This is a genomic window from Acinetobacter sp. 2JN-4 (assembly GCF_003687745.1).
Lineage (GTDB): Bacteria > Pseudomonadota > Gammaproteobacteria > Pseudomonadales > Moraxellaceae > Acinetobacter > Acinetobacter halotolerans.
This window is the reverse complement of sequence record NZ_RDNY01000017.1, coordinates 1-12335: the sequence shown is the minus strand read 5'-3', so window position 1 is coordinate 12335 and position 12335 is coordinate 1. Positions and strand designations below refer to the sequence as shown.

Annotated in this window: 12 protein-coding genes and 1 tRNA gene; 5 read left to right on the top strand and 8 right to left on the bottom strand. The window is 39.6% G+C overall.

Annotation, left to right across the window (positions count from 1 at the left end; all coding sequences use genetic code 11):
• The 5 genes from EAH57_RS15730 to EAH57_RS15710 all read right to left on the bottom strand — a co-directional run.
• Positions 1-139: GTP-binding protein (locus EAH57_RS15730; protein WP_227545342.1), on the bottom strand; the 139-nt coding region annotated here is incomplete at its 3' end.
• A gap of 91 nt (positions 140-230) precedes the next feature.
• Positions 231-2369, bottom strand: a complete 2139-nt coding sequence (fusA, locus tag EAH57_RS15725) for an elongation factor G (RefSeq protein WP_121930868.1) — start codon at positions 2367-2369, stop codon at positions 231-233.
• A 178-nt stretch (positions 2370-2547) separates the two neighbouring features.
• Entirely contained in the window at positions 2548-3018 is a 471-nt protein-coding gene (gene rpsG / locus EAH57_RS15720; RefSeq protein ID WP_004638185.1) for a 30S ribosomal protein S7, read from the bottom strand.
• A 160-nt stretch (positions 3019-3178) separates the two neighbouring features.
• Complete coding sequence (gene rpsL / locus EAH57_RS15715; protein ID WP_004648013.1) at positions 3179-3553, bottom strand: 30S ribosomal protein S12; 375 nt, start codon at positions 3551-3553, stop codon at positions 3179-3181.
• Between the two features lie 170 nt (positions 3554-3723).
• Positions 3724-5073, bottom strand: a complete 1350-nt coding sequence (locus tag EAH57_RS15710; protein WP_121930867.1) for an EcsC family protein — start codon at positions 5071-5073, stop codon at positions 3724-3726.
• A gap of 290 nt (positions 5074-5363) precedes the next feature.
• Here EAH57_RS15710 and EAH57_RS15705 point away from each other — a divergent pair, with 290 nt between their 5' ends.
• From EAH57_RS15705 to EAH57_RS15695, 3 genes are all read left to right on the top strand, one after another.
• Complete coding sequence (locus tag EAH57_RS15705) at positions 5364-6593, top strand: beta-ketoacyl-ACP synthase II (RefSeq protein ID WP_004670084.1); 1230 nt, start codon at positions 5364-5366, stop codon at positions 6591-6593.
• Between the two features lie 32 nt (positions 6594-6625).
• The gene (locus EAH57_RS15700; protein WP_004670082.1) at positions 6626-7078 is read left to right on the top strand and encodes a CopD family protein; all 453 of its coding nucleotides are present in this window, start codon (positions 6626-6628) and stop codon (positions 7076-7078) included.
• A 73-nt stretch (positions 7079-7151) separates the two neighbouring features.
• Positions 7152-7676, top strand: coding sequence for a hypothetical protein (locus EAH57_RS15695; RefSeq protein WP_121930866.1), 525 nt, complete (start codon positions 7152-7154; stop codon positions 7674-7676).
• Between the two features lie 55 nt (positions 7677-7731).
• Here EAH57_RS15695 and EAH57_RS16015 read toward each other — a convergent pair whose 3' ends face one another.
• The gene (locus EAH57_RS16015) at positions 7732-7896 is read right to left on the bottom strand and encodes a hypothetical protein (protein ID WP_171407493.1); all 165 of its coding nucleotides are present in this window, start codon (positions 7894-7896) and stop codon (positions 7732-7734) included.
• 861 nt (positions 7897-8757) lie between these two features.
• Between EAH57_RS16015 and EAH57_RS15690 the strand changes: the two genes are divergently transcribed.
• Entirely contained in the window at positions 8758-10383 is a 1626-nt protein-coding gene (locus EAH57_RS15690; RefSeq protein ID WP_121930865.1) for an NAD+ synthase, read from the top strand.
• Positions 10376-11407 carry a hypothetical protein gene (locus EAH57_RS15685; protein WP_121930864.1) on the top strand — a complete coding sequence of 344 codons (1032 nt, stop codon included), beginning with the start codon at positions 10376-10378 and terminating at the stop codon, positions 11405-11407. Before EAH57_RS15690 ends, EAH57_RS15685 begins: the two co-directional genes overlap by 8 nt.
• Before the next feature lie 114 nt (positions 11408-11521).
• Here the strand turns inward: EAH57_RS15685 and EAH57_RS15680 are convergent.
• Positions 11522-11598 (bottom strand) — tRNA-Met (locus EAH57_RS15680).
• Between the two features lie 185 nt (positions 11599-11783).
• The coding region (locus tag EAH57_RS15675; RefSeq protein ID WP_147440131.1) for an EamA family transporter at positions 11784-12335 on the bottom strand (552 nt) is incomplete at its 5' end.

Sequence of the window (12335 nt, the reverse complement as noted above, 5' to 3'; positions counted from 1 at the left end):
AATCTTTCGCTTCACCGCCGTAAGTTTTTGCACAAATAGTTGCAATCGCAGCAGTTAAAGTTGTTTTACCATGGTCAACGTGACCAATTGTACCCACGTTTACGTGTGGTTTATTACGTTCAAACTTGGCTTTAGCCATGATGATCTTCCTTTATAAACTGCTCATGAGGGTCACCCATGAGCACTTGGTTTTTAACTAAATTTAGTTGGGTAATATAATAATCGAAAGATTACTCGTCGTCACCTTTTTTACCGCCAGTCTGGAACTTAGCGATGATGCCTTCAGCCACGTTACGTGGAGTTTCAGCGTATTTAGCGAATTCCATAGAGTAAGTCGCACGACCTTGAGACATAGAACGCATTTGAGTTGCGTAACCAAACATCTCAGCAAGAGGAACTTCTGCTTTAATTGCTTTTGTTCCACCAGGAAGATCGTCCATACCTTGAACCATACCACGACGACGGTTTAAGTCACCCATGATATCGCCCATGTAGTCTTCTGGAGTTTCAACTTCAACTTTCATGATTGGTTCAAGAAGGATCGGATCTGCTTTCATGAAACCATCACGGAAAGCGTAAGAACCCGCCATTTTGAACGACAATTCATCAGAATCGACATCATGATAAGAACCGTCGAATAATGTCGCTTTGATACCCACAACAGGGTAACCAGCTAATACACCATTCTTCATACGTTCTTGAATACCTTTATCAACTGCGCCGAAGAATTCTTTAGGTACTACACCACCAACAACTTCTTCAACGAATTGGTATTCTTTACCAGCTTCTTCAACATCAAGCGGTTCAAGACGGACATATACATGACCGAACTTACCTTTACCACCAGTTTGACGTACGAATTTACCTTCTTGCTCAACAGTCTTTTTGATTGTTTCGCGGTAAGCAACCATTGGTTTACCAATGTTCGCTTCAACGTTAAATTCACGCTTCATACGATCAACAAGGATATCAAGGTGAAGCTCACCCATACCAGCAATGATCGTTTGACCAGATTCTTCATCTGTACGAACGCGGAAAGATGGATCTTCCTTCGCCAAACGACCTAAAGCAATTGACATTTTTTCTTGGTCAGCTTTAGTTTTTGGTTCAACAGCCAATGAAATTACTGGCTCTGGGAATTCCATACGTTCAAGTGTAATGATGTTTTTCTCATCACATAATGTATCACCCGTGGTAACGTCTTTAAGACCTACACACGCTGCGATATCACCTGCACGAATTTCATCAAGATCTTGACGTTCGTTCGCATGCATTTGCACGATACGACCAATACGCTCACGCTTAGACTTAACTGGGTTATATACTGGATCACCTTGTTTAAGCACACCAGAATAAACACGTACGAATGTTAAGTTACCTACGAATTTGTCGTTCATGATTTTGAACGCAAGTGCAGAGAACGGTGCTTCGTCAGATGCTTCACGAATCGCTTTAGTTTCAGCTTTATCGTCAAGGATACCTTCGATTGGCTTAACTTCAGTCGGTGATGGTAAGAATTCAATAACAGCATCCAACATACGTTGAACACCTTTGTTTTTGAATGCAGTACCGCAAAGCATAACTTGGATTTCACAAGCTAATGTACGAGCACGTAAACCTTCGATGACCTCTTCTCTAGAAAGCTCACCCTCTTCAAGGTACTTGTCCATTAACGCTTCTGAAGCTTCAGCAGCAGCTTCGACCATGTTAGTACGCCATTCATTAGCAGTATCAACTAAGTCAGCCGGAATTTCACCGTATTCAAACTGCATACCTTGAGACGCTTCATCCCAAATGATTGATTTCATTTCGATCAGGTCAACAACACCTGTGAATGTATCTTCAGCACCAATTGGTATAACGATTGGTACAGGATTACCGCCCAAACGTGTTTTAACTTGTTCAACCGCACGGAAGAAGTTTGCACCAGTACGGTCCATCTTGTTCACGAATGCTAAACGAGGCACTTTATATTTGTTCGCTTGACGCCATACAGTTTCAGACTGAGGCTGTACACCACCAACTGCACAGTAAACCATGCACGCACCGTCAAGAACACGCATAGAACGTTCAACTTCAATCGTGAAGTCTACGTGTCCCGGGGTGTCAATTACGTTAATACGGTGTTGTGGGAATTGTTTACTCATGCCAGACCAGAAACAAGTCGTTGCAGCAGAAGTAATGGTAATACCACGCTCTTGCTCTTGTTCCATCCAGTCCATTGTTGCTGCACCGTCGTGTACTTCACCAATTTTGTGAGATACACCTGTGTAGAACAAAATACGTTCAGTTGTAGTTGTTTTACCTGCGTCAATGTGCGCAGAAATACCGATGTTACGGTAACGATTAATAGGGGTTTGGCGAGCCATGATGTCTTACATTCCTAAATGTTATATTTAAAACAGGGCGCATCAATGAAATTGATGCGCACGAATATTCAAGCAGGCAACTTAAATACCCGCAAAGCCTCCACTTTGATAGAGAGCGATGTTGAATCGAGCTACTGTATGCATGAATATTCTCCTGATTAGGGACTGTTTTATCCGTTTAGAAACGGTAGTGAGAGAAGGCTTTGTTGGCTTCAGCCATACGATGCACGTCTTCACGTTTTTTGATCGCAGCACCTTTACCTTCAGCTGCATCAAGCAACTCACCAGCAAGACGTAAAGCCATCGTTTTTTCAGAACGCTTAGCAGCAGCATCTACTAACCAACGCATTGCTAAGGCAGTACGACGGGATGGGCGTACTTCCATAGGTACTTGATAAGTAGCACCGCCAACACGGCGTGCTTTAACTTCGACCATAGGACGAACTTTCTCAAGAGTAGTCTCGAAAAATTCAACTGGATCTACTTTGTTTTTTTCTTGAACACGTTCTAAAGCACCGTAAACGATACCTTCAGCAACAGATTTTTTACCATCTTGCATTACGTGGTTCATGAATTTAGCGATTGTTTGGCTGCTAAATTTTGGATCTGGAAGGATCTCACGAGCAGCGACTACGCGACGTCTTGGCATTTTAATACACCTAATAATATGACACTTCAGGATAATCCAGCAGTTTGTACAAGTGTCATGTACTCTACGCTGGCCTTACTATACGTCGCTTGAATTACAAATCTATGAAGAATTCAAACAAGCGAAACGCTAAAGGATTGCTTGTGCGAGCTTCCTAGAATTACTTCTTAGGACGCTTCGTACCGTATTTAGAACGTGACTGGTTACGATCTTTAACGCCAGCACAGTCTAAAGAACCACGAACGGTATGGTAACGTACACCTGGTAAGTCTTTAACACGACCACCACGAATAAGAACAACACTGTGCTCTTGTAAGTTATGACCTTCACCACCGATATAGCTAGATACTTCAAAACCTGAAGTCAAGCGAACACGGCAAACCTTACGCATTGCTGAGTTTGGTTTTTTAGGTGTAGTCGTGTAAACACGTGTACATACACCACGACGTTGTGGACAAGCCTTCAACGCAGGAACTTTTGATTTTTCAATCAAAGTTGTACGACCCTTACGGATCAACTGATTTGTTGTTGCCATTTGGCAATTCTCCCGTTATTAAACAACCTCAAAAAAGAAAAACACCTCTTTTCAAGGGCACACAATTGTAAGCCAAGAAGTATAAATGGTCAACATTGCAATACACAGCAAATGTTGACCATTCTTAGAATTAAATTGTTTTTTGAGCTGATCAATACATCATCAAAAATTTAACTATGTTTTGTTGAAGCAGGCTCTATATCAATGGTTTTTTTCTCACTCACAGCCTCTTGATCCTCATCCGCAAACAACTCATTTTGCTCTACTTTTAAAGCAGGTTGTTGTTCAGTATGTTCATGCTCCACAACATGTTGCTCAGCAAGTTGTTGAATGCCATCCTCTACTTTTTCATCAATTGGAGTTTGCGTTCTCACATCTTCTTTCAATTGGACTGTGACATTGGTAATCACATTATTTTTCATATCATCTGATACGATTGCTTGATGTAACTCGCCACCTGTAGCACCCAATCGCTTCGGATTCGCCTTTTTCAATAAGGCTTCAGCTTTATAATAAGCCTCTAATGGCGAAATATTTTCTGATGGATGTTCATTTAAATAGAACCGTGCGGCCCCAAAGACCGATTGAGATTTATGTCCAACATCTTCCAAAAACTTCCAACTATAAAAACCACCCAATGCAGCACCTGCAACTGGCGTTAACTTTCCGATCACAGAAACTTGCGGAATATGATTTAGCCAGCCCCATTTAAACTGCCCCTCTTCATCCACCAACCATTTTTTGACGAGCTCAATATCATTATTTGAACCCAATATTTGTTGAAACTGCTGTAGATCATGAGTTTCCAACATGGATTTAAGGGCTTTTAAAGCGAGTAATAATGTCTGCTTCTCGGCAACTATACCCAAATCAATTTCTTTAAAAATAAAAGCAACAACGTCTTGATCAACTTCTTCGGTTAAGTCAAATCCATGCGAGCGACCTGTTTGATAAATGGTTCTAAGGGCCAAAACGATTGAAGCAGGAATATCAACAGCAGCGCCCCAGATACCGGTAGCGCCTGTCACCACACCTTGAGCTGTAGCCAAGAGCTTATTTTGTTCAATCAGTGCTTGACTTAAACGCTGTGAGCGCCCTGTATCCTTCGTCAACTCTGCAACTTCTGTAACTCCAGCTTCCTCTAGGATTTTTTCAGTCATTGAGCTATTTGAACTAAATTCATTTAACCATTGAAATAAATAGTCTGAGACTTTTTCACTTAAATCAGGAGATATAAAAGTGGCCACATTATTGACTTTGGTGTAGTGACGACCCAACAGTTGGTGCGATAATTTTGGAAATTGTTGGCGCAACATCTGTTGCGGACTTTCATATTTCTCCACCTCAAACGAGCCCTTCAAACGTGCATTTCCTTCAATCACATTGGATGAATCAATACCCGCTACACCAGAAGTCGTTGGGGCAACTTGTAGTTTTTGCAATTCCGAACTGAGCTTTTTAGCCACTCCAAAGGCTTGTGCAAATAAACCCGAAGATGGTTTGTTTTTAGATTTTGTCATCAAGTACCTCTGTTGTATATTCTGTGCATTTCTAGGTAAATACTAGGTTGAATACAGATTTATCTCAATGTTTATCTGTATACTTTCATCGTGTTTCTGTTCAAGCTCACGGATCATTACGAATATTTACATAACTGAAAATAGACATAAAATTTGCCATAAGAAATAAAAAACCTTTCTGTTATCATGATGTCATTCACTCATAAGCCGTTTTAATCATTATATTCTCCTCGTTATTGTTTATAGCGATGATATACAAGGCTTAGTATTACCATAAAAGGGATCAGTAAATGAAACGTGTTGTAATCACTGGTATGGGCATCAACTCATGCATCGGTAACTCTTTAGAAGAGGTCACTCATTCGTTAAAAAATGGAATCTCTGGGACACGTTTTAACCCAACTTATGCCGAACTGAATTTTAAAAGCCATGTCAGCGCAGCCGCAGAACAAGATTTTGATGGTATTGACCGTAAAGTAAAACGCTTTATGGGTGTTTGTGCGATGTATGCCTACAATGCTGCAGTAGCTGCTGTTGAACATGCTGGCTTAAAAGCAGAAGATTTAGGTGATAACCCACGTTATGGTATTGCTGGTGGTAGTGGCGGTGGTTCAACTGCTTCTGTTGTAGAAATGACTGAACTTTTAGAAACTAAAGGTGCACGTAAAGTAGGTCCGTTCTTCGTACCTCGCAACATGACAAATACCATTACTGCAAACGTTGGTGTTGCATTTAAACTTCAAGGTGTAGCTCATTCTATCGCAAGTGCCTGTGCAACATCTGCTGATGCAATCGGTTATGCATACAACCTCATTGCTTTAGGCAAACAAGATCTTATGCTTGCGGGTGGTGGTGAAGAAGATCACTGGTCACAAAGCTTACTGTTTGATGCAATGGGTGCTTTGTGTTCTAAATATAACGACACACCTGAAACTGCTTCACGTCCCTACTCTAAAGACCGCGATGGTTTCGTAATCGCAGGTGGCGGTGGTTTCGTAATTCTTGAATCTCTCGAACACGCTCAAGCACGTGGTGCCAAAATCTTAGCTGAAGTTGTTGGCTACGCAGCAAATAGTGATGGTGCAGACATGGTTGCACCGAGTGGCGAAGGCGCAACTCGCTGTATCTTGATGGCACTCGAAGAAGCTAAGCAACACGGCGTTGAATCAATCGATTATGTAAATACACATGGTACGTCTACTCCTGCCGGCGACATTACTGAACTTAAAGCAATGGAACGTGCATTTGGTGAAGGTAAAGTTCCACCTGTAAGTTCAACTAAATCGATGACCGGTCACAGCTTGGGGGCTGCTGGTGTTCACGAAGCAATCTATTCTGTTTTGATGTTACAAAATGACTTTATTGCACCGAACATCAATGTCACTGAGCTTGATGAAGGCGCACAAGGTTTCGATATTGTACTTGAAAAACGTGATGCAAAATTGAATACTGTAATGAGTAACAGTTTTGGCTTTGGCGGCGTTAATGCTTGCCTTATTTTCAAGAAGTGGGATGCCTAAATCCCACGTGAAATACACACGTAGGATAATCGATGGATGCACCTTCTGATGCTTTCTTGTGGGTAAAAGCATTACATATAATTGCTGTGGTATGTTGGTTCGCTGCATTGTTCTACTTACCACGTCTTTATGTTTATCATGCCATGAGTGAAGATGCGATTAGTCACCAACGCTTTGAAGTCATGGAACGTAAGTTGTATCGTGGCATTATGTGGCCATCTATGATTGCCACATTAGTGACTGCCCACTTTCTCGTCGAATGGGGCGATGCCACTCGACATTACCATGAAGCATTATGGTTTTATCTTAAAGTCGGTTTAGTCGGACTATTGGTGATTTACCATTTTGTGTGTGGTTATTATCGCAAAAAGCTGATTGGCAATGCCCACTACAAGTCACATAAGTTTTGGCGCTTCTTCAATGAAATGCCAACGCTGCTTTTATTTGCCATCATCATTTTAGTTGTCGTAAAACCTCAGTTCTAACTGAGGTTTTTTCTTTAGAATCGATCTTAAAACCCAAATAATTTTTAAACACCATTAACCCTAGATTTTCAAAATGTCTAAACTTTGGTATCGATTGACTCAAACATTAAAAGCAAGATTCATTTCTAGTTTGATTGTTTTTTTTAAGATAAATGAATTTGCTTATCGCGGACTCACTCAAGCTGAGATTGAGATGGCTCGGCCCGTCTTTGGTAATCTTATCGACTACTCACAAGTTAAAATCTTTAATATTCCCTATTTACCTTGGCAGCCCGTCAATATTTTTATTGCGCCGAATGGCAATCTGTTTGTACACCAACAATATTATTGTCCAGATTATTCAATCTGTCCTATTTCTCTAAAAGCAATTTTTATTCACGAACTTGCTCACATTTTGCAGCATCAACAACATACCAATGTCATATTTAAAGGCGCAATTTTACAATTGGGTTATTATCTAAGCTTTAAAAAATACAACCCCTATCGCTACCAATTTATATCAGGCAAAGCATTTAATGATTACAACATTGAACAACAAGGCGATATTGCCCGCGATATTTTTCTGAAGAAAATTCCTAATATTATTTTGGAAAAATAAAAAGCCCTGTCATCTTATCTACAGGGCTTTTTATTTGAGTAAATCGCAATCAGCTTTACGCAGCAGAACCTTTGCGAGTTTCAGATTTGAGTTCATGACTATCATCCATTTCAGTCGTAAAATCTACACGCATTGCATCTTTAACAATTGTACCAACACGTCCTACACCAATTGCTAATCCAAACGCAACGACAGGAAATAAAATTACTGGAACTATCATTATGCTTACCTCTCTAATTTGATTTATAGGTGACAGCTAAAATCGCATTAATTCGATTGATCTTGCTTTTGCAACATCACTGTCCCGACACGACCAACAACAATTGCTAAAGTTGCGGCAACCACTGGAAATAATATAATTGACATATTCGTCTCCTTAAAAATTGAACAAGATCAAACTTGTTGTTCTTTATATTGCAATAAAATTGTACCTAAACGCCCGACAACGATCGCTAGAACTGATGCAATGATAAGAAAAAATAAAATTGACATATGTGTTACCTCTCTTTTGTTTATTCACCACATGCTAGGATTTTCACCACAGTGTACATGTGTTCACATTGATTAGGATAATAGCAGTGCACGAATGTACACTCAAGTGTCGCAAAGAGATTCCCGACGAACGGTATGAAAAATAAGCAAAAATCAATAAGACATTGAATCAAATAGATTAATAATTTCACAAACTTACAAATAAATAATAATTACACTCACTTTCTTAGCATTTTTTATTTTTAAAACAGTTTAAAGTTAATTTCATTGGTCATGAATGTGTCTTTTAAAGCTGACAAAATGGCATAAAAACCAATATTGCATGCTTGAAGTTCTTCACAATACTGCACCGAAGCCACGAAAATACTCCAAAATACGAAAAACCACCTACACATCATCGTATTTTATACAGAAAAACTTGTTATTTTTACGCAGTAAAATGTGCATTTAGTATATATTAGTCAACTTATGATTTCTCTTCTAGATATAGAATGTTTGGCGCCATGATATACACATGTTTTTAAAACTATACTTATATAAATCAAAAGCTTGTATATCAGCATCAGTTAAGACTTAGGATTAGGTTTGAATGAAAAATTTTAAAATTGCCCTTGCTCAATTCTCTCCGCATATTGGCAATATTGACGCAAATACTCAAAAGATGGTTGAACAAGCTAATTTAGCGAAACAACAAAAAGCCGATTTAATCATCTTCCCTGAACTATCAACACTCGGTTACCCTGCCGAAGATTTGATAATTCGCCCAAATCTACAAAAACGTACCCAGAAAGCATTTGCTCAATTAAGTGAAGTAAAAGATATCGTCATGGTATTCGGTTTTGTACATCAAACCGAAGACGGCCAGCGTTATAACTCTGCTGCAGTGATGAAGAATGGACAGGTTTTAGGAATATACAATAAACATAACTTGCCAAATTACGGTGTGTTTGATGAGCGTCGTTACTTCCAAGAAGGTCATCAACATCTGGTATTTGAATATCAAGGTCACAAGTTTGGTGTGCTGATCTGTGAAGATGTATGGTCATTGAATACAGTAAAACAACTCAGCCAGCTCAATGTTGAAACTGTACTCATCCTCAATGCTTCTCCTTATGAAGTCGGCAAACCACAGCATCGTATTCAAAGCTTGAATGAACTTGCAAAACAATTAAGCTTGAATATTGTGTATGTGAACCAAGTCGGCGGACAAGATGACTTAATTTTTGATGGTTCTAGTTTTGTCAGCAATAATAACGGGCAAGTTGCGCTACAAGCGCCAAGTTTCCAAGAGTCTGTTTATTTTGCAGAATATGATGCAGAACAAAAACAATTTAAAACCGCAGAAACAACACCAACTTTAGATACTTTTGCTGAGATTTATCAAGCACTGGTCATGGCAACCCGTGATTACGTTCAACGCTCAGGCTTCCCTGGTGTTATCTTAGGTCTGTCTGGCGGTATTGATTCAGCTTTGACACTTGCAATTGCTGTTGATGCGATTGGAGCAGATAAAGTACAAGCGGTGATGATGCCTTATACCTACACCTCTCAAATGAGTGTAGAAGATGCGACAGAACAAGCGCGTCGCATGGGTGTGACATTTGGTATCGCTGAAATTCATCCGATCGTAAATAGCTTCATGCAAACCTTATTTCCATTCTTTGGCAATAGTCCTGCGGATGCCACTGAAGAAAACCTACAGGCGCGTACGCGTGGCACACTGTTGATGGGACTCTCCAATAAATTTGGTAATTTAGTTCTGTCTACAGGTAACAAATCTGAAATCTCTGTCGGTTATTGTACGTTGTATGGCGATATGGTTGGTGGCTTCTCTGTACTGAAAGATGTCTACAAAACCATTGTATTTGAACTCGCAAAATACCGTAATACACTGAGTGAAACACCTGTGATTCCTGAACGTGTGATCACTCGACCACCATCAGCAGAGTTACGTCCTGATCAAAAAGATCAAGACTCATTACCAGCCTATGATGTACTCGATGCAATCTTATATGCTTATATAGAAGAAGATCTCAGCCAAGCAGACATTATCGCAAAAGGCTACCAAGCCGAAGTGGTAGAAAAAGTGATTCGCTTGGTCGATCGTAATGAATATAAACGTCGTCAAGGCGCAATTGGACCACGTATTAGTTCACGTGCTTTCAATCGCGAACGACGCTACCCTATCGTCAACGGATGGACCGCGAATGACTGAACAAATTGTTTCTGAAAAGTCACAATTACTTGCTCAAGCACTTTTGCTTGAGCAAGTTTCATTTTATAAAACTCAACTCACCACGCAACTTTCTGCTGATTTTTTTCAGCAATTCATTCAATTATTTTTACAACACGCACCCAACATTCAACTCAAAGAAGTCATTGAGTTAGAACAAATCCAAGCCGTTGTTAAACGTTATGCCTTTGAAATGCAGTTAGGCGCAGGTTTATTAGAGTTTATTGGTGAAATCGCACAAAAACTTCATGTCTTTTCTTTGCAGTCATCAGCACAATTGCAAGATGTATTTTCAGATCAACAATTTGAAATATGGCTGTCTAAATTTTTAGAACTTGAAAATATTCGTCATTACCTAAATCACTTCTTAAAAGAAAGCCCATCGATTCAACAGCTCTGCCAATACATCGCAACAACCACACTGCAAAATAAATTACCGAAGCTATTTTCACAAACAGATGAAGAACGAATTTCTGACAGTAAATATGAATGGCAACAAAAACTAAAAATCTTTTCACACCGTCAACAACAGCGTATCGAACATAAAATAGAAGAAAGTATTGCTCGCTTTATTCAAGAGCAACTCGTTGATCTAAGTCTACTTTCAAATGATGATTTAGAAAGCCTTGCACGTAATATTTGGGATGACAATAAAGCCAAACCGCTATCAGAGTATACCAAGCAGGTCACCCCACTCGATGTGGAAGAGTTCTTTGTCATGATCTACGAATATTGGAAAGAATTACGTCAATCCTCATTCCTTCAAGATCTTATTCTATATGGTGTAAAAGTCTTTTATGACTTTTATAAAGACGAAAGCTTAGAAGATGTTTTCACTGCAATTGGACTAGAAGAAAGCGACCTTCAAAATGAAGCTGTTCGTTTTTATCCAAAGGTTGTGGCGGCTTTAGATGAACACGGTGTTTTGGAACCGATCATCACCATGATTTTAAAACCTTTCTATGAAAATCCCCAAACTTTAGCCAGCATCGAAAAACACTTATAAAAAATATAGCCTGTTCATAAATGACTTATTGACGGGCTTCTTCCACCTCTCCAGTTCATCACTCGTATATAAACAGCAGATAAAAAAAACCACGCAGGAGCGTGGTTTATAAAATGGTGGCTATGACGAGACTTGAACTTGTGACCCCCGCATTATGAGTGCGGTGCTCTAACCAACTGAGCTACATAGCCGTAAACTGTGAGCGCATTATCTAGTTTTCCACATTACTGGTCAAGTCTATGATCTTGAAAACAGAAGATATATGAACGGTTTTTGCACAAAGCCTCTCCGACTGTACATTTTTAATTCAATACGAGTGATAATAGAAACTTGTGAAATTTTCGCATCTGAAATGCAATAAATACAGCTTATAAATTTAATACTTTTCTTTATATGATGAGTAAGAACAGCCAATACAAGCCATCATAATCATAATAATTGCTAAAGTCTGATAAACGTTTAATACCTCACCTAAAACATACCACCCAGCCAAGGCACTTATGGCAGGTGAAGCGCTGAGTAAAATCCCAAAAATATGTGCTGCAAGCCTTCTCATCGCTATAATATCCAACAAAAAAGGAATCATGCTTGAAAATAAGGAGACAAAGATACAAGTAAAGAAAACTTTATAGGAACTCACCACTAAATCTAAATGTTGTGCCCCCACAGGAAAAGCAAATAAGGTCGCCACCAACATTCCCACCGCTACAGAACTTCCACCAGATGAAGCTACTCGACGACCATAGATAATATAAAACCCCCAACATACCGCCGCGCCTAAGGCAAAGCACATGCCAATATAACTGAAATTTTGGTTAACTCCACCAAATGGTAATATCACTATCCCAATTAGTGCACATCCCCCCCATATCAGATCATGCTTCCTTTTAGACATCAACATAGCAACCGCCAAAGGACCTAAGACTTC

Bases quoted from the DNA above. Each gene is read 5' to 3' on its own strand.
- EAH57_RS15705 (WP_004670084.1), top strand. From the start codon at position 5,364: ATGAAACGTGTTGTAATCACTGGTATGGGCATCAACTCATGCATCGGT.
- EAH57_RS15710 (WP_121930867.1), bottom strand. From the start codon at position 5,073: ATGACAAAATCTAAAAACAAACCATCTTCGGGTTTATTTGCACAAGCC.
- EAH57_RS15700 (WP_004670082.1), top strand. From the start codon at position 6,626: ATGGATGCACCTTCTGATGCTTTCTTGTGGGTAAAAGCATTACATATA.
- EAH57_RS15690 (WP_121930865.1), top strand. From the start codon at position 8,758: ATGAAAAATTTTAAAATTGCCCTTGCTCAATTCTCTCCGCATATTGGC.
- EAH57_RS16015 (WP_171407493.1), bottom strand. From the start codon at position 7,896: ATGATAGTTCCAGTAATTTTATTTCCTGTCGTTGCGTTTGGATTAGCA.
- fusA (WP_121930868.1), bottom strand. From the start codon at position 2,369: ATGGCTCGCCAAACCCCTATTAATCGTTACCGTAACATCGGTATTTCT.
- rpsG (WP_004638185.1), bottom strand. From the start codon at position 3,018: ATGCCAAGACGTCGCGTAGTCGCTGCTCGTGAGATCCTTCCAGATCCA.
- EAH57_RS15695 (WP_121930866.1), top strand. From the start codon at position 7,152: ATGTCTAAACTTTGGTATCGATTGACTCAAACATTAAAAGCAAGATTC.
- EAH57_RS15685 (WP_121930864.1), top strand. From the start codon at position 10,376: ATGACTGAACAAATTGTTTCTGAAAAGTCACAATTACTTGCTCAAGCA.
- rpsL (WP_004648013.1), bottom strand. From the start codon at position 3,553: ATGGCAACAACAAATCAGTTGATCCGTAAGGGTCGTACAACTTTGATT.